This is a genomic window from Iodobacter sp., assembly GCF_025352645.1.
GTDB lineage: Bacteria > Pseudomonadota > Gammaproteobacteria > Burkholderiales > Chitinibacteraceae > Iodobacter.
The window spans coordinates 24,817-48,097 of record NZ_JANXSO010000161.1; the positions used below are offsets into that span (position 1 = coordinate 24,817).

Consider the following 23,281-nt stretch of genomic DNA (forward strand, 5'->3'; position numbering starts at 1 on the left):
GGTTAACGGGGCGCTGTGCCGAAGGCGGCTTGCCGTATTTTTTTGAGAGATTGGGCTCTAATCATTCAAACGGAACAATATTTTAATATTGCGCATATCACCACTAAATGCCTGCCCATCAGGCAGGGGAGGCATACGTTGTAAGGCCAAAATGGCACGTTTTGCGGCCTCGTCGTACATTGTTTCGCCACTTGATTTGAGCAACGTGACTTCTTGAATCTCGCCGTTGGGCAGCAGATTGATTTTGAACTCTGCGGATGGGTTGCCCTTAGGGTTGGGATAAACCAATTTGGATCGAATCAGTTGCGACACTTTACTGCGATAGTCAGCCAAGCCTTTGCTAGCTATGGGGCTATTACCGCTGCCCGAGCCTGGGCCAGTATTGACGGTTGAATTGGGGTTATTGCCTTTGCCGCTAGGTTTGGCTCCTGGTTTGCTTGGCTCTAATAAACTGTCGACTGATAAAATAGAATTCATTTCCGATTTGTTATTCTTTGCTTTCGGATTGGGAGCGGTAGTGGGCTTCGCAACAGGGGCAGCCGTTGGTTTTACACTGACTTTAGGCGGCAGAGTAGGTATAGGCGTCGGCACTGGCGTGGCCTTAGGCGCAGCTGTTGGTTTAGGGGTTGGTGTCGGTGTTGGCCGTGGTGCCAGTGTTGGTTTTATTTTTGCAATGGCAATCTCAGCAGGTTTCTCAGGCAAAGGCTCAGGTTTTGGCTCTGGCTTATGCTCCTGCTTAGGTGTTTTGGGTGGAGGCGTTTCTACTGCAGGTGTTGTTTGCTGGCTGGTTGCTGGTGGGCCACCCCATAGCTCAACCACAACGGGTTCTTGCTTTTTAGTTTGCCAATTCATGGAGAGCAATAAGCCGAGCAGCAGCAGCAGGTGCATAGCCGCCGCCAGCACAAAGGCTAGCTTGCGATGCTCATTGCGATATACGGTTTGTCTCATATCACTTCGGCTGAACGAGCAGGCCAACTCGGGCAATATTGGCCTGTTTTAATGCGTCCATCGCATTCATGACCTGCTCGTAACGGATGGATTTATCTGCAGCAATTACCACGGGGCGATTGGGAGTGATGGCTTGTTTGGCCTGCACGCTGGCGACGAGCGCTTTTAGATCGGCTAGATCGCTGCTTTCTTCTTTATCGTGCAGCTTTATTGCACCAGCTGCATCAATTTCCACGCGCAGCGGGGCTACAGTTACTTCTTGATCAGATTTGCCAACGGTGGGCAGATTCACCACACCTTGCTGCATCATGGGCGTGGCCACCATAAAGATCACCAGCAAAACCAGCATCACGTCGATATAGGGAACAACATTAATCTCGTTTTTAATCCTGCGTGCGCGGCGAGCCATTATTTCACCTGACGTTGCAAGATATTTGAAAACTCTTCGATAAAGGTATCAAAGCGGTTGGCTAGTTTGTCTACGTCATTGGCAAAGCGGTTATAGGCCACCACAGCAGGAATGGCTGCAAATAGACCAATCGCGGTAGCGACTAGCGCTTCGGCAATGCCGGGGGCAACGGTGGCTAAGGTGGCTTGGCCCACGTTAGCAAGGCCGGTAAAGGCATTCATAATGCCCCACACCGTACCAAATAGGCCGATATAGGGGCTGATGGAGCCAACTGTGGCTAAAAACGCGGTATGCGCGTCTAGCTCATCTAGTTCACGCTGGCAGGCGGCACGCATGGCGCGACGGCTGCCTTCCATGACGTCAGATAATTCCATATTGCCGCGCTCACCGGCACGTTGGCGTAGTTTTAAGAATTCGCCAAAGCCTGCTTGAAAGATTTTCTCCATGCCCAGCGTTTGGCCACGGCGTACTTGATCGTAGAGTGTGGCAAGGTCTGCGCCATTCCAGAAACGATTTTCAAAATCTTCGGTTTGTTTTCTGGCGTGAGAAATGGAGAAATGCTTGCTGAAAATATACCACCAAGACATAAATGACATGATCAGCAGCAGCCCCATCACCGCTTGTACTACAGGGCTGGCGTGTAAGACTAAAGTGATAATTGATAAATCTTGATTTGCTGCAGCAACGTCCACTTTCATTATTCCTTGCATTCTTAAAGGCGGGTGTTGGCTCGCCGTGTTGTCAAAGTAAAGCTACGTGTATTTGAAGCTTTGCGGCATGAAACACTATCTTAGCTTGGGTTAAAAAACCAAACTCGCTGAATACTTTCATCAATGACTTCGTAGGCGGCGGCAACTTCAATAGGATGCTCGCCCACACCTACCACCCGCTCGTGGTCGATCACTTTATTGCCAATCACCATGCGGTTTAACAGCTCAGCATGGAGGTTCGGCAGGTTGAAGCGCTTCGATGCATAGTGCGCAGCTAGGGCTGCTCGGCCATGAAGGATAGGTTCCGCTTTGCCAGCATGATAAACAAGCACTGATTCAGCGTACCAAGCCACAAAGCGCTCTAAATCGTGTGCGTTGTAGGCATCAAGCTGGCCTTGAACCACTTCTTCTGCTGTGATGCGTTGTTTCATCGCAAACCCTGACAATATTTAAATCAATCTTTGGGTGTAAAGCCAAAATGCTCGTATGCAGACAGTGTAGCAATCCTGCCGCGTGGTGTTCTTTGTAAAAAGCCTTGTTGAATCAAGTAAGGCTCAATTACGTCTTCAATGGTATCGCTTGATTCACCAATGGCTGCCGCTACGTTATCTAGCCCCACTGGGCCACCCGCAAATTTTTCTAAGATGGCAGATAAAAGCTTCCTATCCATGACATCCAGCCCTGCGTGATCGACATCGAGCATTGATAGCGCTGCGTCGGCTACTTCACGGGTGACATGGCCGTCGGCGCGTACTTCGGCGTAATCCCTCACGCGGCGTAGCAGGCGATTGGCAATACGCGGCGTACCCCGTGATCTTCGCGCAATTTCGAAGGCACCGTCAGGTGCGATATTCACCTTGAGTAATTGTGCCGAACGTGTCGTGATGCGGGTTAGTTCTTCTGGAGTGTAAAACTCTAGCCTTGCCACAATGCCAAATCGATCGCGTAGCGGATTGGTCAGCATGCCTGCGCGGGTGGTGGCACCAATCAAGGTAAATGGCGGTAGGTCGAGCTTTACCGATCGAGCAGCGGGGCCTTCGCCTATCATTAAATCGAGCTGAAAATCTTCTAGCGCTGGGTAGAGAATTTCTTCTACTACGGGGCTTAGACGGTGGATTTCATCGATAAACAATACATCGTGTGGCTCTAGATTCGTCAAAATTGCCGCTAAATCACCCGCCCGCTCCAGTACGGGGCCGGAGGTTTGGCGCAGATTTACCCCCAGCTCGCGGGAGATAATATGCGCCAGCGTGGTTTTGCCAAGGCCCGGCGGGCCAAATAGTAAAACGTGATCGAGCGCTTCACCGCGTTTTTTTGCGGCTTCAATAAAAATTTCTAATTGCCCACGCGCCTTGGCTTGGCCCACGTATTCGTCAAGTAATTTAGGCCGCAGCGCGTGTTCTTGTTTCTCTTCTTGCGTCGACATTTTTTTGCTGCTGATCAAGCGATCAGCAGGCGCAGAAGAGAGCGCATCAGTTTCGATCATGGCAGGCAATCCAGTCGGGTAAAGCGGCTTGTGGCGTAGCAATAAGCCAGCACTACAACGCTGGCAACACTAAAGCCTGCAATGATATCGGAGAAATGGTGTACACCCAGCACTAGCCTAGCCAAGCCGCCCAATATCGCGGCACAAAAGGCGATGCTAAACCAAAGGCTACGTTGCTGGGGGCGGTAGTGAGTGGCGATGATGGCTAATACAAAAGACATAATCCAAGCGCTCATGGCGTGGCCACTGGGAAACGATGGGCCGTGGGCGGAGGCTAAGAATTCTAGGCTAGGCCTTGGGCGCAGAATGGTAAATTTGAGCAGGGCATTCAGTACCCAGCCGCTTAAAATAGCCAAGGGAAGGCCGATCGCATCCCAGCGTTGGCGGGTTTTTCTCCAGATGCCGGCACTAATCAGTGCAGCCAGTAGCAGGGATCCAAATGCGCTGCCAAACCAAGCTAACACTTTGCTTGCCGTAATGAAGGCTTGAGGGCCACCGTAAAGCGCGTTGCCGATAGCATCATCGAATGCATTGAGCTGCGGAGTACCTAAAGCTGCGGCCAGAATAATAAAAATAAGGGTGCCGGCAAGGGCGGTGATAGCCAGTGTTCGCATTTAAATTTTAACCAGTTGTTTAAGGGCACGTCGAATGCCATCAGACACATCAACATCCGTCGCGAGCTCTTTGACCGCGCTACTGGCTTCGCGTTCGCTATAACCTAAGGCAATTAATGCATGGTGCACATCATCTTTATTTGATGCAGGCGTTTGAAACAGTGCGCTTTTATCGCTTACAGCAGTCATAATAGGTAGGTTGTTTAGCTTACCTCGTAGCTCGAGCACCAATCTTTCTGCGGTTTTTTTACCAATTCCAGGCACTTTAGAAAGGCGAACAAGGTCTTCTGCGGCAATGGCTTGTGCCAGCTCGTCTGCATTCATGCCAGATAAAATAGCCAGCGCAATTTTTGCGCCAATACCGCTTACTTTAATGAGTGAGCGGAACGTATCGCGTTCTGGTTTGGTGGCAAAGCCATATAAAAGTTGTGCATCTTCACGAACAACCATGTGAATAAATAAGCCTACTGGTTGCCCTAGGTGGGGCAGCACATAAAACGTGCTCATTGGCACATCTACTTCGTAGCCCACGCCATTGGTTTCAATCACAATTTGTGGGGGCTGTTTTTCGATCAGGGTTCCGGAAAGGCGTCCGATCATGATGTGCATCTCTAAAGGAAAGCGGGGAGTATAAATGCCTGAGATTAGCTTGACGAATTGGACGTTAGGTATTTTTTGCTGGGTCTGTGTGCTGCAAGTCCATGCAGCGCCTGTTCGATTGCTGACGCAGCAACAATTACCCTATAGCAATCAGCAAATGGATGGCCGCCAGAGCGGAATTGCTTTGGAGACGGTACGCTGTGTAATGATTAAGTTACAGCGCTCTGTGGATATCAAGTTTGTGCCTTGGAAGCGCGCACAAAACCTCGTTGAATTGGGCGAGGCGGATGGGTTTTTCTCTGCTTCACAAAATAGTGAGCGAGATCGCTACGCGACGCTTTCGCAAATGATTGCTCCACAGCAGTGGCGTTGGTATTTTCGCTCCGAAAGCTTGGCCAAACCTTTGAGCGAGGAATTTCGCCTTTCTGCAACGGTAGGGGCTTATTTTGGTTCCAATATGCTGACGTGGTTAAAAAATGCTGGTTATCGCATTTATGCCACGCCGCCAGCACATGATCAGCTATTAAAAATGCTGCTTGCTGGCCGAGTGGATGCGGTGCTGGCCAGTGATTTGGCCATGAATGAGGCGATTCATTTGGCCCATGTAGAGCAAAAAGTACGCTCTGAATTACAAGAAGATAAACCGTTAGGCGTGTATTTTTCGCATCATTTATTAAAAGAAGAGCCTGATTTCTTATCCCGCTTTAATGCCCAACTGCCATCTTGCCGCGTAAAGGTTCAAAGCGCTTGGCAATCTTAAACGCTGCAGGGGCGCGGCAAGCAGCACCCATTTCAGCCTAGGCGCAGCAAGCAGCGCCCCTACATTTGTTAATAATTAAGCTAGCCGCCCACGTTTAATAGTGAGGCCTAAGCTGGCGAGTTGCTTCATCGCGCCGCTATCGTGCTGGGCGTGGGTGAGGGCAACGGCAAGCGCGTCGGCAGCGTCAGATTGCGGTGCACCGTTTAGACGTAGCATGCGTTGCACCATTTGGCTGACTTGCTCTTTATCGGCGTGACCATTACCCACCACGGCTTGTTTGACTTGCAGCGCGGTATATTCGCCGATAGGCAAATTAGCCAATACTAGCGCCGACATCGCCGCGCCCCGCGCCTGGCCTAGCATTAATGTGGATTGTGGGTTGACGTTTACAAACACAATTTCAACCGCGGCAATATCAGGCTTATAGGTTTCAACCACCTCTGCAATGCCACGCAAAATAGATTTGATGCGGGCGGCCAATTCCCCGCCAGGGGTGCGAATACAGCCTGAAGCGACATACGTTCGGTTTTGTCCATCGACATCAATCACACCAAAGCCGGTTACTCTAGAACCGGGGTCAATTCCTAGAATACGCATTAATCGTTGCCTAAAACGGTATCGCCCTTGGCAAAGGTCCAAGTGCGGCTGATGCTAATGACATCGGTGTCTTTACGAATCTCATCAGGAAACTTACCAAAGGGCGCGGCCATTTTTACGATGCGTAATGCGGCAGCATCCAGCTCCTTATTTCCCGAAGACTTGCTGATTTCTGCTTTACGCACATTGCCATTGGCATCAATTTCTACTGAAACCAATAAACGGCCATACATTTTATTGCCTTGCCCATCTAGCGGGTAGGTGAGCGCACCGACGCGCTCCATTTTCATCCGCCAATCTTCAACATAGCGGGCAAAACGATATTCACGCGCCCTTGCACCAATAAAGGCCATACGAGGCCGGCTTTGATAAGCACTGGTTTGCTTGCTGATTTGTGCCGCTAAACCGGCAATTTCACGCGCTTGTTGTTTTAATTGCTCGCTATCTTGGCCGGTATCCGCCACTTGCGTGCTTTTGCCTAGGTCTTGTGCAATATGGGTGTCGGCTTTGAGCTGCAGCATGAGTTTTTCTGCATCAGCTTCAAGTTTCTTTTGTTGCTCTTTAACTCGTTCCACTTCTTTAGATGGCAAATTATCATTGGCAGGTAAAGGCGATTTAACGTGCTGATTGGCCACATCGGTATTGCCACCACCATTAAGGTTGGCTTGGGCAAGTGCATCGGCTTTAAGCGCGTCTTGTAGAGTGCGCTGATTAACCAATACTACTTCAAGTGGCTGTGCAGAAAAGAGTGTTTTAGGGTCGGGCATTACAAACTTCATGCCAAAAATTGGAACGGCATGGGCCAGTATCGATAACATGACGCCCAGAGCCATAAAACGTTGCGCTCTATCCATTTTTAGCCCGTACATACTTAAGATTTTTAATCGCGGGAGTGTAGCACAGCGCTGGATACTCACTTGCTGCTAAAATAGTTCATTCATCTACCTGTAAGGATAAATAAATAATGATTAAGTATTTTTTACCGCTATTACTGGTCTGTACACCTTTAGTTTGGGCCGAGGATGGCGCCAAGGTCGCTGCTAAATACAATTGCTTGGGATGCCATGCAATTGATAGTAAAATTGTAGGCCCATCTTATAAGGATGTTGCGACAAAATATCGCGGACAAAAAGATGCAGAAGAGATGTTAATGAAAGAAGTACGTGCAGGTTTGCCAGGAGGAAAATGGGGGAAAATCCCCATGCCAGCACAGCAAATTGAAGAGAAAGATTTAAAAATTATTATCCATTGGGTGTTGTCTCATTAATACCATACCGCCCGTATGGCAAAACGAGTTATTGCATTGCGGCTGCGACTTGATTATGCTGCCTCCCCATTTGGTGGGGTGTATGCTCGTAAGTTTATGTTCTGTCTAGTATTTGTTTCAATATGATGAAACAACGCAGCAGCACACACGCCCCGCCCCCATTTGCAGAAAGGGAGAACCACCATGGCCAAACTCACGGAACAAGAAATCATTAGCTGGAACGGTTCAGAAGATGATTACATGAACCCGGATCACCTCGAGTTTTTCCGGGCTAAGCTTCTGCAAATGAAAGCAGAGCTTTTGGCGAATGCCAATCAGACCAGCCAACACTTGCAAGAACAAGAAGCCACGCCAGATCCAGCGGATCGCGCCACTTTGGAAGAAGAATACGCATTAGAGCTGCGCACGCGAGATCGTGAGCGTAAGCTGTTGATGAAGATCGACTCCACTTTGCGTAAGCTAGACGAGGGTAACTACGGTTACTGCGAAGACACGGGTGAGCCTATCGGCTTGCCGCGTTTAGTGGCGCGCCCTACCGCCTCCATGTCATTGGAAGCGCAAGAGCGTCGTGAACGTATGAAAAAACAGTACGCAGATTAATGTGCTGTTTTGATGAGTAATAGCGCTGAGACAATCGCTAAAGCGCGAGATTTAGTCGCCCAGACCCGTGCCCGCACAACGCCAGCACGGGTGCGGGTGCTGGCGGCCTTACTGGATGCACAGCGGCCGCTATCGCATTTAGATGTCTTGGCTGCGCTGCAGCCTGCCATTGATCGTGTCACCGTTTATCGGGTGCTTGATTGGCTAAATGAACAACATTTGGCGCATAAGCTATCTGGGGATGATCGAGTTTGGCGCTTTTCTGTTGCACCTGCTCCACACCATCATGCGCATTTTCAGTGTGAAGAATGTGGGCGTTTTTTCTGTTTAGAAAATGTTAGCAGCGATTTACCTGTAAGCTTACCTGCGCAATTCATGGCACGTACGGTGGAAATCACAGTTAAAGGCATTTGCGCCGACTGTCGATAGACGCTAATCTCTTCCCTCCACATAGAAACTCAAAACTTGCCGCAGTGTAGACGGCAATGCGACAGGGGAAGCATATGCAATACCAAACAGATGACGTCCGTATTCGTGAAATAAAAGAACTACTCCCCCCTATTGCGGTGATGGAAAAATTTCCAGTCAGTGAAGTGGCTTCCGTTACGGTATTTGAAACTCGTCAAGCGATTCAACGCATCCTGCAAGGCTCGGATGATCGCCTGTTAGTGGTGATTGGCCCCTGCTCGATTCACGATACAACGGCTGCCCATGAATATGGCGCTAAGTTAAAAGTGTTGCGCGAGTTGCACAAAAACGATCTTGAAATTGTGATGCGGGTTTACTTTGAAAAGCCACGTACTACGGTAGGTTGGAAAGGTCTAATTAATGATCCTTACCTAAATGGCAGCTTCAACATCAATGATGGCTTACGTATTGCACGTAAATTGCTGGTTGATTTAAACAATGAAGGCATGCCAACCGCCGGTGAATTCCTAGACATGATTACGCCACAATATATGGCGGATCTAATGAGCTGGGGTGCAATTGGCGCGCGTACTACAGAATCACAAGTGCATCGTGAATTAGCTTCAGGCTTATCTTGTCCAGTTGGCTTTAAAAACGGTACCGATGGCAATTTAAAAATTGCTCTTGATGCGATTCGCGCATCTAGCCAATCTCACCACTTTTTGTCTGTGACCAAAATGGGCCATTCGGCGATTGTGGCTACGGCTGGCAATCCTGATTGCCATATTATTTTGCGTGGCGGCAAAGAGCCTAATTTTGATACCAATCATGTACAAGCTGCGGCGGCAGATTTAGCTAAAGCGGGTTTGCCACAAAAAATCATGGTTGATTTTAGCCACGCCAATAGCAGCAAAGATTATCGCCGTCAGGTGAATGTATCGGCTGATGTTTGTGCTCAATTAGCCCGTGGTAATAATGCGATTTTTGGTGTGATGGTTGAGAGCCATATCGTGGGCGGTCGCCAAGATCATGTGGAAGGCACTCCGCTGACCTATGGGCAATCGATTACCGATGGTTGCATTAGTTGGGATCAAACCGAAACCATGCTGATCGATTTGGCTAAGGCGGTGGTTGATCGCCGTGCAATTGCCAAGGTGCATATTTAATAGCTTGATAGTTTAGCCCTTTAAAACGCCTCGTTAATCGAGGCGTTTTTGCATTTAAAATCAAGAGCTTGCTTATGTAAGGGTCAGCAAGCCGCTGTCCCTACTGAGGTTTTCTTATGGCTTGTGGCTGCTGTTTTTATGCATTGCATAACATCTGCTAGTGCATTGAAAACGCGATAAAAACCATTTGTTGAGTTGCTGTGGCTTATCTTTCCTGACCGTAGGGCATGGAATTGCTGGATTTGGTGAGACTCTTTACTAATATTGAAAATCGGCTGGCTTGAATAAGATCTTTTACGGTACTGATTTAAACCAAGGGATTAGCTAATAAGGAGCAAGTCCATGCAATTTGATGAAGTTATTCCAGATCATTTTAATATTATTTCTCGCACCCCACTGCCCCATGTCTTGATTGAGCAAGCGCTGATGCAATTAGGAGGAGGGGGGATTGAGGGCACTAATTTTAAGCGTAATGCTTTGCTCTCCGCGGGTTGGAAGCATGCCAGTGTGGTGTCGTATGGTAAGCACCCTACAGAGGCAGCTTCCGCGTTTAATGTAGTTCGCGCAGTGCTAGCTGCAAGCCAAAACCCTACAGAAATTATGGAAAAATTACAGGAAAAATAAAAGATACAGAGTGCTTAAAGCATGCCATGCAATGGATGTAGATTGCTTCAACTCATTAAGTGTTGCACCTAGCATCTAACCATTGCAGCATGATCGAGCGCACATGGGCTTCTACATCGGCAATTTCAATCGATGGCCCCTGCGGAGTCACTGTACTGAGATCAACGCCTAATTTGGCGGCAAGTTGGGCCGCCAATGGGCTGACGCTGAGTAGAGGGGCCGCGGGCCAATCAAGTTGGCAAGCGCTGGCAAAAGATAACTCTTCTGTGCCAAACGTTTGCACGGGTACTTCTTCGATTTCCATTTGCAAGAGCAAATCACCACAGGCTACCGTTTCTGTTAGCGTCACCATCATATGAGAAACCCAGCCTGTTTCTGGAGCGCAGATTTCTACTAATTCACCTCCACATTTCAAAGTAAGTAGTGGCGTATTTATTTGGACATGCTGGCCAGGCAAGATATGTAAGGCTGTTACGCTGGCTGTATTGTCTAGTTCAGGTACGCAAATCAGGTGCGTGGTAAATGCCGTCATGGTGAATATGCACCTATTTTGGGATGATTTAGCTTGATTTTGGCCAATACGGGGTGATTTGGTGTTGCTTAAAATATGCAGCAGTAATTATTCCGTTGCGGTGCAGCATCGCTGTTTTTAACATTCGCCCCTACAGGGTAATTGTTATACGGATATTACCTCAGCAGCTAAGTGATGCTCAGCAAAATGAAGTAGTTCACGAAAACCACAAAAGTTATTGGGGCGTAGCAAGCATGGCCCTTTTTTCGCATGTGTAAGCTCAGGGAAGAAACGGCGATCTACCTGCCTTGAAGTTTGCTAGGCTAGGTGATTGTTCTGATCTATCGATACAAGCTAGTGCTAAGGCGATGCCTATCACGGCCAGTGCAATACTTAAGGAGTAGTTTATGAGTGAGTTGGTTCTAGTTATCAATGCCGGTTCGTCCAGCATCAAGTTTTCCCTGTTTGAAACCGGCGCAGCTGACCCTGTTTTGCTCTTTAAAGGCCTGGCTGATGGGATCTATGTTGATCCAAAGTTTGTAGCCAAAGATGCAGCTGATAACAAGCTGGTGTCTGAGTCTATGCCAGCCGATATGCCCAAAAATCATGATTCTGCGCTACGCCATATGTTGGCTTGGCTAAATAGCCATATTAATGGCCGCCATATTGCGGCTATTGGCCATCGCGTGGTACACGGTGGTTTAAATTTCTGCCATCCAGTACGCATCACAGAAGAGGTATTAAAAGGCTTGGATGAGACCGTGCCTTTGGCTCCTTTGCATGCACCGCACAATATTATGCCGATGCGTGTTTTGGCCCAACTCTTGCCAAACGTGCCACAAGTAGCGTGTTTTGATACCGCTTTCCATCGCACTCAGCCTGAGCTTGAGCAGCAATACGCGCTGCCATATGAATTTAGCGAGCAGCATGGTATTCGCCGCTATGGCTTCCACGGCCTGTCTTATGAATATATCGCCAGCGTATTACCTACCATTGATGCCAAGGCAGCGGCAGGGCGCACTGTAGTGGCTCATTTGGGCAATGGCTCGTCGATGGCGGCTTTGCTTAATGGCGTATGCCAAGCGACCACCATGGGCTTCACGGCCTTAGAAGGCCTGCCTATGGGCACACGCTGCGGTACGATCGATCCAGCGTTGGTTCTGCACTTTATGAGCCATCTAAAAATGGATGTGGCGCAAATTGAAGAGCTGATGTACAAAAAATCGGGCTTATTGGGCATGTCGGGTATTTCTAGCGATATGCGTGATCTACACGCTAGCAAAGATCCACATGCAAAATTTGCAGTCGATTACTTTGCTCACCGCGTAGTACGTGAAGCGGCTTCTTTGGCGGCTGCGATGCAAGGCTTTGATGCGCTGGTGTTTACTGCAGGTATTGGTGAAAACGACGATATTGCCCGTGCTACCGTGTGTAATGAATTGCGTTGGATGGGGGTGGAGCTGAATGAGGTAGAAAACGCTAAGCGCTCTGGTGAGCCGCGTTGCATCTCGCTGCCAAGCAGCCGTATCCCTGTTTACATTATCCCAACCAATGAAGAGCTGATGATTGCTCGCCATGCTTTAAAGTGTGTAGCAGCTTAAATACCTAGCCATATCAAACGGCCACTGGAGATGATCCATGTGGCCGTTTTTTTTTGCGTATCTAATTACCGATTCAACCCTGAAATGGATTTTGTTTGGTTTAACTTTGAAGCCGGTTCACGTATCCTTCAGGCCTTGCCGGAGTCCGAGTGGACAAAAAATAATGGATAAAGACACTGTAATCGATTTATTGCCAGAACCGCGTCGTCTAAAGGCTGGGCGAGGCTGGCAGTGGTATGTGCAGGGATTCAAGCTATTTCGTCGCCAACCAGGCATGTGGATTGTGCTGGCGCTGCAATTTCTAGTGTTAGCTTTGCTGGCCAGCGTGCTGCCTGCAGTGGCCGCTATAGCCTATACCCTAGTTTCGCCGGTTCTTTCTGCGGGTCTATTCTTAGCCGCTAAGCAATGCGATATAGGGAATAAAGTGGGCCCATTGGATTTATTTGCCGCTTTTAAGTCTGAGGTAAAACCATTGTTGCGGATTGGTTTTATTAATGTGCTCGCCGTTCTGCTGGTTACGGTATTGCTGAGTTTATTTGGTAATCAAGGCAGCTTGGCAGATATCACTCCAGGAACTTTGCCTACACCCGAACAAATGAAATCATTGTATTTGCATACTTCACTTAATTTAATTTTGATGACGCCGATGATTTGTGCCGTTTGGTTTGCTCCGGCGCTGGTTTTGTTTGAAGGATATACGCCGCTAGAGGCGATGAAATTGTCTTTTACCGGCGTTTGCCGTAATTGGCAGGCGTTTTTAGTCAGTGGTTTGATTACAATTGTTCTGTGTGTTTTCTCAGCATTTACTTTATTGCTGGGCTTATTGATTGTGCTGCCTGTCATGATGTTGATGCAGTATGCAGCTTACCAAGAAATTTTTGAAGCAACGCCAATTGGCATTGATGGAGCATCCGCGTGCTAGAAAGTCCATTTAAAGGAAAAACAGGAATTGCCCGTGTTTTTAACGCACTGGGCTATTCTTTAGACGGCTTAAAGGCCGGTTGGTTGAATGAAGCGGCTTTTCGCCAAGTCAGTTTATTGGCATGCATAGGGATTGCCTGCGCTTTTTTTATTCCAGGCTTGCCCCATTGGGGGCGTGCAATTTTAATTGCCAGTCACTTTGCCACCATGATTGTGGAATTGCTGAATTCAGCGATTGAAGCGGCAGTTGACCACACCTCGCTAGAGCGGCATGTACTTGCTAAACGTGCTAAAGATTTAGGCAGCGCAGCACAATTGGTTTGTTTATTGAATTTAGCCCTGATGTGGTGTTTGGTAGTGTTAGGCTAAGTTTTGTGCTTTATTTGAGACTTGATGAGTTAATTAAAGTCTTTTTAAAAAGTCCCATCGTTATAGCGATGGGACTTTTTTATTCCACCCTAAAGCCGATTTAATTTGTTTTAAGTAAGCATAAGCCGTTACTTCATGGCCAGCATCACATAATAGTTTGTGCCAATGTTCTAATACTGTTTCTAGCCCCGCTCTATTTTGGATAAGAGCAAAGTCTTGTTCTAAAAAGCGATCGAGCTTGCCTGCCAAATACTGCTGATTACTCATAAACATCATTTTGTATACTTGCGCTAAGGCTTGCTTATCAATCCCTTCAAGGCCAATTTGGTTAAGGGCACTCACTTCTTCGACCATTTTCAGTAGCTCTAGCCGAGCCAAGCCTTCTTCTAGTTCATCTAAGCTCATGGCTTTAAGCAATTCACTGCGTGTTCTTTTGCCATCAAGCATAATCAGCAGGCGACGTGCCGTGGAAGAAAGCAAACCACTACGCTCGTCGATTTCCTTATTGCCTTTGGCCGTTTTACGGTAGCACTGCTGATCCATTGATGATGACCAAATAGAGTTGTGTTGGATGAGATTACTCCAAGACCCTATATAAGCCAACATTAAAATATTAAATGTTTACTTAAAGTTCATTTATCTGACATTAAATTGTAACGGTGGCTTAGAAAGAGGATTGGGCTTAAAGTTTAAGCAAAAAAAATCGCCCCATATAGAGGCGATTATTATTAGGTAGAAGTGGCTTATTAAAGGCCGCCGTAGGAATGTAAACCAGATAAAAACATATTCACGCCAATAAAGGCGAAGCTAGTAACAAACAGGCCAATTAGGGCCCACCAAGCTAATACATTTCCTCGCCAGCCTTTTACTAAACGCATATGCAGCCATGAAGCGTAATTGAGCCACACGATGAGCGCCCAAGTTTCTTTTGGGTCCCAGCTCCAGTAGCCGCCCCACGCTTCGGCTGCCCACATTGCGCCTAGAATGGTGGCAATCGTAAAGAATAAAAAGCCGATAGAGATGGCCTTATACATCACCTCACCCAACGTTTCATAGCTAGGCAGGCGGCTGGCTAAAATGCCTTTGGAAACCAGCAGCTGAGCCGCTGCAAGCCCTGCAGATAGGGCAAAAGCACCGTAGCCAACAAAATTAGCCGGTACGTGGATCTTCATCCACCAAGATTGCAGGGCGGGGATCAATGGTTGAATCTCGTGGGCTTGGCGATCCACGCTATACCAAAGAATAAAGCCCACCGCCGCCATGATAATAGGCAGCACAAATGCGCCCATGGTTTTGGCTTTACCCTGATTTTGAAATTTCTGTTCGTAATACAAATACATCAAAGTGGTGATCATACAAAACAGAATAAATACTTCGTAAAGATTAGAAACGGGGATATGCCCCACGTCTGCCCCAATCAAATAGCTTTCGTACCAGCGCACCAGTTTAGAGACCAAGGCGGCTGAAGCGGCCGCCCAAGTGAGGTTGCTGGCGATGTCTAAAGCGGTGTTGGAGCGGCGCAACATACCCAACCAATACATTAAGGTGGCGAGTAGATAAAGCACGCACATCCACATTACTGCCGATTGGCTGGATAAAATATATTTCAGCCAGAATACGCTTTGCCCATTGGCAAGGTTGCCTTGGTAGAGCGATATCCCTGCGAGGGCAAAGAGGGCACTGATAGGCAGAAAGACGCGCATGGCAGGCCAAAAGCGGCCAAACCACACAATGGCTGCTATGGCCCCAAGCAAGATGCCTTCTTCGTAATAATCCATAAAATTGGCGTAGCGCTTATACGCAAACAGGCCGCCAGCAATAATGACAAAGGCAAACAGCATGTCAAATAGCGATACACGGCGTTTGGAGATAGTGAAACTCATGGGGTTTTTCCTTCGGCAAAATCCGAGCTGAGCTCGGCAAATTCTCGATCTAGATCGGAGTTTTTGCGATTGCTACTCATCGCGATCAGGGTTTTTCCACCAGCAAGGCGAACCCAAACGCGATTTTCACGAATATAAAACATGCAGAAAATGCCGATTACCAATAATAGCGAGCCAAAATAGACAATGTTTTGCCCAGGAGCGCGGGTAATTTGAAAGCCGCTGGCTTTGACTTCTTCAAAGTGATTGGCGGCTAACCATACCGGTGGGCCATATTCAAATAAGCTGCTCACCGCCACTAAACTATCCATCAAAAAGCGATATTGCGTTTCATCCATGGGTAATACCGCCAGCCCCGCTTTTTCTTGCGCCACATCCATCACGTCAATAACGGCACCTTGCAAGATCTTGATATAGGTTTGGGCTACGGTTTGGCGCTGATCTTTAGGTACTTTTTGCTCGAGGAAGCTTTCAATTGCGGGAAAGCCACCTTCGCTAAAGCGCATCAATACGCCGCTAGTTACATCACTAAATTGCGCTTCACCAGCCTTAGAAATACCACCACTTTGGAAGGCTTTAGCGGCAGTACGGCGGGCAATTTCTGGGTAGAGCGATTTATTCAGCAGGGCCGCACGTAAACGCATAAAGGTGTTAGCTTCTAGCTCCTTATCCAGTGGAATACGTACAAACTGAAAGGGTGCTGCCACTTCGGTACGCATGCCGGTGACGGCATAGCCCGCACCTTTTTCAAAGAATGGTGCAAAGTAATTGAGGTACTCAGTGGCTTGGCCATTTTTATCGCGTAATTTAAATTGAATCGACGGGCCGATATTTTTTAAATTGTGCTCGCTTTGCACCGTTTGTGCGGAGGCCATGGCTTGGGCGAATTTGCTCACCGCCATAGTGTTATTAGCAACCTTGCCCATATTTTCAATATTAAACGCGCGAAAATCGCCCATTTCTAATTGATAAGGCTGGCCATTAATTTGTATGGCTTGGGTGGCTTGTGAGCGGGCAATCAGTGGCCGTGCCGTATTGCTGTTTAAATCCCAGCGCTGCATATCGAGCTTGGAGCCGCCATCGCTAAAGCTGGCTTGATAAACCGCTACCCCATTGTAAATTAATGGTTTATTAACTTCGACTTTGGCTCTTTTAAGTACTTTGCCGGTTTTCTTATCTAGCAAATCGATATCACTGGCAAACAACTTGGGCTGGCCGGTGGAGTAATGTTCGATATGAAATTTATTTAACTTCACAGCAAAGGGCAAGTCTTGGACAAAATAACCTTGGCCTGCATTTAAAAACACCACATCACCTACCGTGCCCTCGGACAGGGTGACGTTACCACGGAAAGATAAATTATCTTCGGGTAGGCGGCTTTGCGCGGGGACTTTACTCTGTGGCAAATCGCGTGTTTCTGGCGTTTTAAAGCCAAATAACTCGGTGAGTTTGAGGGGCACATTGCCATCTAGCAAGCCTCCCACACAAATCACTACAATCGCGGCATGGGCAAATAAATAGCCTAAGCGCTGAAAACTACCTTTTTTGGCGGCGATCAGTACATGGCCATTTTCTTCTTTAACTCGGCTACGGTAGCCACGATTAGATAGCGCATCGATCACCTCTCCAGCTGCAAGCTCACGATTAATCTCGTGGTGGTGCGACATTAAACGTAGCGAATTCTGTGTGGCGTTTTCACGATAGCCACGTACATCCCGCCATATTCCAGGCCATTGCCGCCAAATGCACAGGCTGGTAGATAGCACTAAAAAAACCAAAATGAGCAAAAACCACGCGCTGTGGTAAACGTCGAATAGGCCGAGTGGGTGGAATACTTGGAACCAGAATTCGCCAAACTCAATTTTATAGTTTGGATAAGGCTCGTTTTGCTTGAGCACAGTGCCAATCATAGAGGCGATAGCCAGAATGCTTAGCAGGCTGACGGCAAAGCGCATGGACGAGAATAGCTCGTAGAGTGCTTTAGAAAAGGAAGTTTTGGGTGTCATAAGAAGTCAAAAAGGGGCAAAAGCCCCTTGGTCTGGGGATCCCTAGTGGTGAATGTAAGCTGTGACATTTGCACGAGAGATCCCTGATACCGGAAAAAGTTCCAGTAGGGAGTGGCAGTGCTCGCTCACTAAAGAACGAAGTGCTGCCAAGTTAAGGCTAATCAATGCAGAGCTTGGATGTACTCAGCCACGGCTTTGATTTCGTTGTCAGACATTCTGCTGGCAATATCTTTCATAACCTGATTATTGGCACGACTTGTGCTAGGGTCTTCGCTGCGGAAACCATTGAGTTGGCTCAGGATATAGGCCGAATGTTGGCCACCCATACGTGGATATTGTCCTGGAATGCCAGCGCCAGAAGGGCCGTGGCAGGCCATACAGGCTGGAACACCCTTGGCCATGACGCCACCACGATAGATCTTTTTACCTGCTTCGATCAGCTCTTTATCAGAAGCGCCACGATCCTTAGCTTGTTGGGTAGAGAAATAGGCGGCAATGTTTTGCATGTCTTCTGGAGACAAAGGCGCTGCCATACCCATCATTACGGGATTTTTGCGCTTACCCGCCTTAAATTCGGTCAATTGTTTTACAATATATTCAGGATGTTGGCCTGCAAGGCTAGGATTGGCAGAAGCCGCACTATTGCCATCTACGCCATGACAGGCCGCACAGACTTGATCAACCAGTATTTTACCTTTAGCCGGATCTGCTTTCGTGCTGCCGGTGGCAAATGCGGTCGGGGCCATCATCAAAAGTGTGGCAATGATTGCTGCAACAGGCGCACGGCGCATAAGTATTATCCTCAAAAGTGCAATGTGGCCGAGCTGAACCGGCCGACGATCATTCAAATGCTGGTATTCTATAACAAGACCTGTTCACAAACCACAGTGGTTACCCAATGTCGCTTTTTCAAGGCTTGCAATTCCTGACAACCGTCAATGACCTGAAGGCTCTTCCGGCTGACGGTATGGAAGTTGCATTCGCCGGTCGTTCCAACGCCGGCAAGTCTAGTGCTATTAATACACTGGCCAACCATACGCGGCTTGCCTTTGTTTCTAAAACACCAGGCCGTACTCAACACATCAACTATTTTCAATTTGGTAATGCGAATAACCGCCTTGTGGATCTACCTGGCTATGGCTATGCCGAAGTACCTGTGTCAGTTAGGCAACACTGGGAAAGATTGCTTAGTCAATATCTGGTCCGTCGGACAAATTTAATCGGCCTTGTGCTCATTATGGACTCCCGTCGCCCACTTACTGATTTAGATCGGCAGATGCTGAATTGGTTTCGCCCGACGGGTAAGCCGATTCATTGTATTTTAACTAAGTGCGATAAGCTGAATCGTCAGGAACAAATTGCGATTCTACGTAAGGTAGAAGCGGAGTTTGCTGATGAGGCGATGATTACCGTTCAGCTCTTTTCTAGTTCTAAAAAGTTAGGTGTGGATATCACGGAAAAGGTTGTTGGTGGTTGGTTTGACGCCATGAATTACCGTGAAGAAATGCTTGCTGCAGATGATGACATAGACGAGGAAAATTCAGAACCGACAGACGGGGAGTGATCTAGCTTGCAGTTCTATATCAACGTCCTATCTTGACTTTAGGTGCGCCCCTGCACCTCCCGCTTTTTCCTCCCTGAGCGGGTACTTTGGCAACGTGCCAAAGCGTATATAACCCCGGTCGATGCATGCTCTGACCGGGGTTTCTTTTTTCTATTTCACCTATCTTTGACTTATTCGCTTAGTAATCCTTTAGAATTGTCTTATATTGCGGTGCAGTAGCTGCTCGCCGTAGATACAATGTGGTGTTCGTGCTGTGGCGAGTATATGATCTTTCGCTGCAGAAATGAGTTGAGTAATCCGCAATACTGCTTCGATAAAAGAACAGGAGAGGAATGCAATGTCAAAGCTCGCCGGAATAAAAGTCATGGTGATTGATGACAGCAATACCATACGTAGAAGTGCAGAAATTTTTCTTGGCCAAGCAGGGTGTGAGGTTATTCTTGCCGAAGATGGCTTTGATGCCTTGGCTAAAATCAGTGATCGCTTGCCTGATGTGATTTTTGTTGATGTCATGATGCCAAGACTAGATGGCTACCAAACTTGCTCACTGATTAAAAAGAATCCACGCTATAAAATGACGCCCGTTATTATGTTGTCCTCTAAAGATGGTTTATTTGATCGTGCCAGAGGCAGAATGGTGGGCTCTGATGAGTATTTGACTAAGCCTTTTACTAAAGACAGCCTATTACTGGCTGTTGGTGCACATATCAAACTTACTTAACCTTGCATTTAGCAGTGCTATAAATCAAAGGTTAACCGAGCTTAGTACTTGATTTTATTTATGGGTAAAACATCAATGAGTATTAGAAAAATTTTAATCGTCGACGATTCGCCAACAGAGCGCCACTTTTTGGGCGAATTGCTCAATAAAAATGGCTTTCAAGTGTTGACTGCCGAATCAGGCGAAGAAGCCGTGGCAAAGGTCAAAGAAATTATGCCTGACCTGATTTTAATGGATGTAGTGATGCCGGGCATGAATGGCTTTCAAGCAACACGTACCATTAGCCGTGATGAAGCCACAAAACATATTCCAATTATTATGTGTACGTCTAAAAACCAAGAAACAGATATGGTATGGGGACGTAGACAAGGTGCAGTAGAATATGTAGTTAAACCAGTTGATTCTCAAGAGTTGCTTGCTAAAATTGCAGCATTGTAAAATTTTAAATCGATCACGTAATAAGTAATTTATTTTATTTAAAAGTAAATTAAATAACTTATTGCGTTTTCAAATGCCTGCCTATTAAGCGGAAAAATAATGGCCAAACGGATTAGTCTGCGTGAATATCAAGAAGGGGTAATGGCACGTTTAAGAAGCGTTGCAGCTACCGCTCAAGTAGATGCCCGTTTGGGTGTGAAGATAGGCGGAGAGAATTGGCTGCTCGATTTATCTGATGTTGCCGAAGTAATGCCCTTACCCGCTATATCGCCGGTGCCTTTAGTGCATGCATGGTTTAAAGGCGTGGCAAATTTGCGAGGTAATTTAGTCAGTGTTAGTGATTTAGCCGCATTTATTGGCACAGGCAGCTTATCTGCCACGCCAGCAGCTCGGTTATTGCTTCTACATCCTCGGCATATCTTGCATTCAGCTATTTTGGTAGACCGAATGCTTGGTTTAAAGCATTTGGCTGATTTAACGCCAGATCATGCATTAGAAAGGTCGGGGAGCTGGGTAGGGGACGCATATCGTGATGCCGCAGGCATGACTTGGCGTAGTTTAGATATTCAAGCATTAGTTGCACAGCCTGCTTTCTTGCAAACAGGCCAAATATAGTCATTTTTTGAAAAATATAGCCCGTCTTTAAGTGCAATTTATTGGTGATAAACTGTGTGTTTAAAGCGTGTTCGAGCAAGTAGCGATCACCGGTGGGCGTTATTTTTTAAGACATTGTTCATTTGAAGCATTCATAAATACATATACGGGATCGGGAGTAATACAAAATGGCACTAAATCTGGATGGCGTAAAACGCCTCTTTTCCGGACTTAAAAAAGCAGCTCCTGTTCCAGAAAATTATGAGCCTGCAAAATCAACAATTATGGGCCGGATCAGTTTGCCTGATGCCGACGACTCAAAACTAAATAAACCCATTCCTTTGATTGGGGGCTTGCCGCTGCGGCAGCAAATGGCTTTATTACTGATTGTGATGTTGGTTTCAGCGGCCTTGTTTATTGTTACGGCCTTTGTTGCTTTTCAAAGCTCTTCTTTTAATGCCGAGCGTCGTGCGGTTTCAACTGAGATGCAGATGCTTTCGCAGCGTATTGCGCGTGCATCTACGCAAGCGGTACAGGGTAAGCCTGATGCGTTTGCCACACTTAAAGATTCCTATGGCAAGTTCGATAGCAATTTAACGCAATTATCGGCTGGTGATTTTTTCTTTAATTTGTTGGCAAGAAGTCCTGATGCATTAATTAATTCAGTGCGTCAAACATGGGCGCAATCGTTTGCACCGAATAAATCCCGGCCAACAGTTGATACCATTCTTAAGCAAGAAAAAGCCTTGGTGACCTTGGGCCAATCGGTGGGTTCGATTAATAGTACGGATGCCTCATTGCTGGAAAACACTCAGCAATTCTCCACCATGCTTGGGGAGAATGGCGGCACGATGCGTGAGTTGGATTATGCTCACCAACTATCCATGCTGTCGCAACGGATGGCTAAAAATGCTAATGCGGTTTTGGGTAGTGATTTGATTAACCCAGAAGTGGTGTTTTTATTGGGTAAAGATGTATCGGTCTTTAATGAAATCGTGACGGCATTTTTGGATGGTAAAAACCCAGAATTACCGATTCGGGCGATTTCTAGCTCGCAAATGGCGAGCAAATTAAATGACATTCGTACCCGCTTCCATGATTTTGAGGTGGTAGTTACTTCCTTCTCTAAAAACATGCAGCCCTTGGTGAGCTCGCGTTTGGCCAACCAAACTATCGTGTTGGATTCTGAAAAACTACTGAAAGAAACCAGTGAATTAGCCGATACCTATGAAAATAGAGTGGGTGGCTTTTTAATTAATGCTTTGCAAGTGATTTTTATTGTTGTTTCTTTGCTGGCCCTGTTTTTACTGGTACGCACATTTAACCAAGAAGCGGTACGTCGTCGCCTAGTGCTAGAAGCTGAAAACAAAAAGAATCAGGAAGCTATTTTGCGCTTGCTGAATGAAATGGCCGACTTGGCTGACGGTGATTTGACCGTGCGTGCTTCGGTAACTGAAGATTTGACCGGTGCGATTGCCGATTCGATTAACTACACCATTGAAGAGCTGCGCTCTCTGATTACCAAAATTAACCGTGCCACCGGCCAAGTTAACTCTGCCACTCAAGAGGCACAGGGTATTTCGGATGAATTACTGGCCGCTGCAGAACGTCAGTCTACTGAGATTAAAGATACCAATAGCACGGTTGAGCAGATGGTTACGTCGATTCGAGGCGTATCAAGCAATGCTGCTGAATCTGCCAACGTGGCGCAATCGTCCTTGATGGCCGCTGAAAAAGGTGCTGAAGCGGTACAGAATCAGATTAAGGGGATGGGTGAGATTCGCGAGCAGATTCAAGAAACTGCGAAACGGATTAAACGCTTGGGTGAAAGCTCACAAGAAATTAGTGAAATTGTTGAATTGATTTCTGACATTACCGAACAGACCAACGTTTTGGCGTTGAATGCAGCGATTCAGGCGGCGGCGGCGGGTGAAGCAGGCCGAGGCTTCTCGATTGTTGCGGAAGAAGTGCAACGCTTGGCGGAGCGCTCCGGCGAGGCGACCAAGCAGATTAGTGCGATTGTGAAAACCATTCAAACCGATACCCACGATGCGGTTGCCGCGATGGAAGTGTCAACACAGGGTGTGGTTGAAGGGGCCAAGCTATCAGATGCCGCTGGCCGTGCGCTGACCGAGATTGGGCAAGTTTCGCGTGATTTGGCACGTTTGATTGAGTCGATTGCGCATGAAACCGAAGATCAAACCTTGCTGGCGAGTAAGGTTAATACCTCAATGCGTGACATTTTGGCGATTACTGAGCAAACCTCGGCAGGTACCAAGCAATCTGCAACCGCGGTGGGGCAGTTGACTGCTCTGGCGCAAGAGCTGAAAGACTCGGCATCGGGCTTTAAGCTTTAAGTTGAAAAGTATGTAGGTGGGCTGGTAGATCTGCCTATACGTATCACTAAGACATTTGTCATAAAAAAATACTACTTTTCAATAGAGCGTGTTTTTTCTTAGGGCGGATGAAACCTGCCATTTTTAG

General features: G+C 47.3%; 28 protein-coding genes. 14 read left to right on the forward strand and 14 right to left on the reverse strand.

Going from position 1 to position 23,281, the window contains the following annotated elements:
• Positions 1 to 57: 57 nt before the first annotated feature.
• The 7 genes from Q0R17_RS17750 to ruvA all read right to left on the reverse strand — a co-directional run bounded on the left by Q0R17_RS17750 (position 58) and on the right by ruvA (position 4,767).
• Complete coding sequence (locus tag Q0R17_RS17750) at positions 58 to 948, reverse strand: energy transducer TonB (protein ID WP_293937445.1); 891 nt, start codon at positions 946 to 948, stop codon at positions 58 to 60.
• Between the two features lies 1 nt (position 949).
• Entirely contained in the window at positions 950 to 1,357 is a 408-nt protein-coding gene (tolR, locus tag Q0R17_RS17755) for a protein TolR (protein ID WP_293937448.1), read from the reverse strand.
• Positions 1,357 to 2,055 (reverse strand): protein TolQ, encoded by a 699-nt coding sequence (gene tolQ, locus Q0R17_RS17760; RefSeq protein ID WP_293937450.1) that lies wholly within the window; start codon positions 2,053 to 2,055, stop codon positions 1,357 to 1,359. The genes tolR and tolQ overlap by 1 nt, the downstream gene beginning before the upstream one ends.
• Before the next feature lie 92 nt (positions 2,056 to 2,147).
• On the reverse strand, positions 2,148 to 2,498 hold the full coding sequence (locus Q0R17_RS17765; protein ID WP_293937453.1) for a nuclear transport factor 2 family protein: 351 nt from the start codon (positions 2,496 to 2,498) through the stop codon (positions 2,148 to 2,150).
• 23 nt (positions 2,499 to 2,521) lie between these two features.
• Positions 2,522 to 3,553, reverse strand: coding sequence for a Holliday junction branch migration DNA helicase RuvB (gene ruvB / locus Q0R17_RS17770; RefSeq protein ID WP_293937456.1), 1,032 nt, complete (start codon positions 3,551 to 3,553; stop codon positions 2,522 to 2,524).
• Positions 3,550 to 4,167, reverse strand: coding sequence for a phosphatase PAP2 family protein (locus Q0R17_RS17775; protein WP_293937459.1), 618 nt, complete (start codon positions 4,165 to 4,167; stop codon positions 3,550 to 3,552). Before Q0R17_RS17775 ends, ruvB begins: the two co-directional genes overlap by 4 nt.
• Entirely contained in the window at positions 4,168 to 4,767 is a 600-nt protein-coding gene (gene ruvA, locus Q0R17_RS17780; RefSeq protein ID WP_293937462.1) for a Holliday junction branch migration protein RuvA, read from the reverse strand. It lies immediately after the preceding gene.
• Positions 4,768 to 4,801: 34 nt separating this feature from the next.
• Here ruvA and Q0R17_RS17785 point away from each other — a divergent pair, with 34 nt between their 5' ends.
• Positions 4,802 to 5,527 (forward strand): ABC transporter substrate-binding protein, encoded by a 726-nt coding sequence (locus Q0R17_RS17785; protein ID WP_293937465.1) that lies wholly within the window; start codon positions 4,802 to 4,804, stop codon positions 5,525 to 5,527.
• 75 nt (positions 5,528 to 5,602) lie between these two features.
• Here the strand turns inward: Q0R17_RS17785 and ruvC are convergent, their stop codons facing one another.
• Positions 5,603 to 6,124: a crossover junction endodeoxyribonuclease RuvC gene (gene ruvC, locus Q0R17_RS17790; protein ID WP_293937468.1), complete on the reverse strand. Its 522-nt coding sequence runs from the start codon at positions 6,122 to 6,124 to the stop codon at positions 5,603 to 5,605.
• On the reverse strand, positions 6,124 to 6,978 hold the full coding sequence (locus Q0R17_RS17795; protein ID WP_293937471.1) for an energy transducer TonB: 855 nt from the start codon (positions 6,976 to 6,978) through the stop codon (positions 6,124 to 6,126). Before Q0R17_RS17795 ends, ruvC begins: the two co-directional genes overlap by 1 nt.
• 110 nt (positions 6,979 to 7,088) lie before the next feature.
• Here Q0R17_RS17795 and Q0R17_RS17800 point away from each other — a divergent pair, with 110 nt between their 5' ends.
• The 5 genes from Q0R17_RS17800 to Q0R17_RS17820 all read left to right on the forward strand — a co-directional run bounded on the left by Q0R17_RS17800 (position 7,089) and on the right by Q0R17_RS17820 (position 10,189).
• Complete coding sequence (locus Q0R17_RS17800; protein ID WP_293937474.1) at positions 7,089 to 7,391, forward strand: c-type cytochrome; 303 nt, start codon at positions 7,089 to 7,091, stop codon at positions 7,389 to 7,391.
• 183 nt (positions 7,392 to 7,574) lie between these two features.
• Positions 7,575 to 7,991: an RNA polymerase-binding protein DksA gene (dksA, locus tag Q0R17_RS17805; RefSeq protein WP_293937477.1), complete on the forward strand. Its 417-nt coding sequence runs from the start codon at positions 7,575 to 7,577 to the stop codon at positions 7,989 to 7,991.
• 12 nt (positions 7,992 to 8,003) lie between these two features.
• On the forward strand, positions 8,004 to 8,420 hold the full coding sequence (locus tag Q0R17_RS17810; RefSeq protein WP_293937480.1) for a Fur family transcriptional regulator: 417 nt from the start codon (positions 8,004 to 8,006) through the stop codon (positions 8,418 to 8,420).
• A gap of 74 nt (positions 8,421 to 8,494) precedes the next feature.
• Positions 8,495 to 9,565 carry a 3-deoxy-7-phosphoheptulonate synthase AroG gene (aroG, locus tag Q0R17_RS17815; RefSeq protein ID WP_293937483.1) on the forward strand — a complete coding sequence of 357 codons (1,071 nt, stop codon included), beginning with the start codon at positions 8,495 to 8,497 and terminating at the stop codon, positions 9,563 to 9,565.
• A 342-nt stretch (positions 9,566 to 9,907) separates the two neighbouring features.
• The gene (locus tag Q0R17_RS17820; RefSeq protein WP_293937486.1) at positions 9,908 to 10,189 is read left to right on the forward strand and encodes a hypothetical protein; all 282 of its coding nucleotides are present in this window, start codon (positions 9,908 to 9,910) and stop codon (positions 10,187 to 10,189) included.
• A gap of 55 nt (positions 10,190 to 10,244) precedes the next feature.
• Here the strand turns inward: Q0R17_RS17820 and Q0R17_RS17825 are convergent, their stop codons facing one another.
• Positions 10,245 to 10,721 (reverse strand): E3 binding domain-containing protein, encoded by a 477-nt coding sequence (locus tag Q0R17_RS17825; protein WP_293937488.1) that lies wholly within the window; start codon positions 10,719 to 10,721, stop codon positions 10,245 to 10,247.
• 386 nt (positions 10,722 to 11,107) lie between these two features.
• On the opposite strand from Q0R17_RS17825, the gene Q0R17_RS17830 reads away from it, so the two are divergent.
• From Q0R17_RS17830 to Q0R17_RS17840, 3 genes are all read left to right on the forward strand, one after another.
• Entirely contained in the window at positions 11,108 to 12,301 is a 1,194-nt protein-coding gene (locus tag Q0R17_RS17830; protein ID WP_293937491.1) for an acetate/propionate family kinase, read from the forward strand.
• Between the two features lie 163 nt (positions 12,302 to 12,464).
• Positions 12,465 to 13,223: a BPSS1780 family membrane protein gene (locus tag Q0R17_RS17835; protein WP_293937494.1), complete on the forward strand. Its 759-nt coding sequence runs from the start codon at positions 12,465 to 12,467 to the stop codon at positions 13,221 to 13,223.
• Entirely contained in the window at positions 13,211 to 13,591 is a 381-nt protein-coding gene (locus Q0R17_RS17840; protein WP_293937535.1) for a diacylglycerol kinase, read from the forward strand. Before Q0R17_RS17835 ends, Q0R17_RS17840 begins: the two co-directional genes overlap by 13 nt.
• A 60-nt stretch (positions 13,592 to 13,651) precedes the next feature.
• Here the strand turns inward: Q0R17_RS17840 and Q0R17_RS17845 are convergent, their stop codons facing one another.
• The 4 genes from Q0R17_RS17845 to Q0R17_RS17860 all read right to left on the reverse strand — a co-directional run bounded on the left by Q0R17_RS17845 (position 13,652) and on the right by Q0R17_RS17860 (position 18,271).
• Positions 13,652 to 14,134, reverse strand: coding sequence for a hypothetical protein (locus Q0R17_RS17845; protein WP_293937497.1), 483 nt, complete (start codon positions 14,132 to 14,134; stop codon positions 13,652 to 13,654).
• 203 nt (positions 14,135 to 14,337) lie between these two features.
• Positions 14,338 to 15,474 (reverse strand): c-type cytochrome biogenesis protein CcsB, encoded by a 1,137-nt coding sequence (ccsB, locus tag Q0R17_RS17850; protein WP_293937500.1) that lies wholly within the window; start codon positions 15,472 to 15,474, stop codon positions 14,338 to 14,340.
• A complete protein-coding gene (locus tag Q0R17_RS17855) occupies positions 15,471 to 17,480 on the reverse strand; it encodes a cytochrome c biogenesis protein ResB (RefSeq protein WP_293937502.1) in 2,010 nt (669 codons plus the stop codon). Before Q0R17_RS17855 ends, ccsB begins: the two co-directional genes overlap by 4 nt.
• Positions 17,481 to 17,641: 161 nt before the next feature.
• Positions 17,642 to 18,271, reverse strand: coding sequence for a cytochrome c (locus Q0R17_RS17860; RefSeq protein WP_293937504.1), 630 nt, complete (start codon positions 18,269 to 18,271; stop codon positions 17,642 to 17,644).
• A 107-nt stretch (positions 18,272 to 18,378) separates the two neighbouring features.
• Here Q0R17_RS17860 and yihA point away from each other — a divergent pair, with 107 nt between their 5' ends.
• From yihA to Q0R17_RS17885, 5 genes are all read left to right on the forward strand, one after another.
• Entirely contained in the window at positions 18,379 to 19,044 is a 666-nt protein-coding gene (yihA, locus tag Q0R17_RS17865; RefSeq protein ID WP_293937507.1) for a ribosome biogenesis GTP-binding protein YihA/YsxC, read from the forward strand.
• A 337-nt stretch (positions 19,045 to 19,381) separates the two neighbouring features.
• Positions 19,382 to 19,765: a PleD family two-component system response regulator gene (locus tag Q0R17_RS17870; RefSeq protein WP_293937510.1), complete on the forward strand. Its 384-nt coding sequence runs from the start codon at positions 19,382 to 19,384 to the stop codon at positions 19,763 to 19,765.
• A gap of 81 nt (positions 19,766 to 19,846) precedes the next feature.
• On the forward strand, positions 19,847 to 20,203 hold the full coding sequence (locus Q0R17_RS17875; protein WP_374759884.1) for a PleD family two-component system response regulator: 357 nt from the start codon (positions 19,847 to 19,849) through the stop codon (positions 20,201 to 20,203).
• A 99-nt stretch (positions 20,204 to 20,302) separates the two neighbouring features.
• A complete protein-coding gene (locus tag Q0R17_RS17880) occupies positions 20,303 to 20,818 on the forward strand; it encodes a chemotaxis protein CheW (protein ID WP_293937516.1) in 516 nt (171 codons plus the stop codon).
• A gap of 167 nt (positions 20,819 to 20,985) precedes the next feature.
• A complete protein-coding gene (locus tag Q0R17_RS17885; RefSeq protein WP_293937519.1) occupies positions 20,986 to 23,154 on the forward strand; it encodes a methyl-accepting chemotaxis protein in 2,169 nt (722 codons plus the stop codon).
• Positions 23,155 to 23,281: the final 127 nt, after the last annotated feature.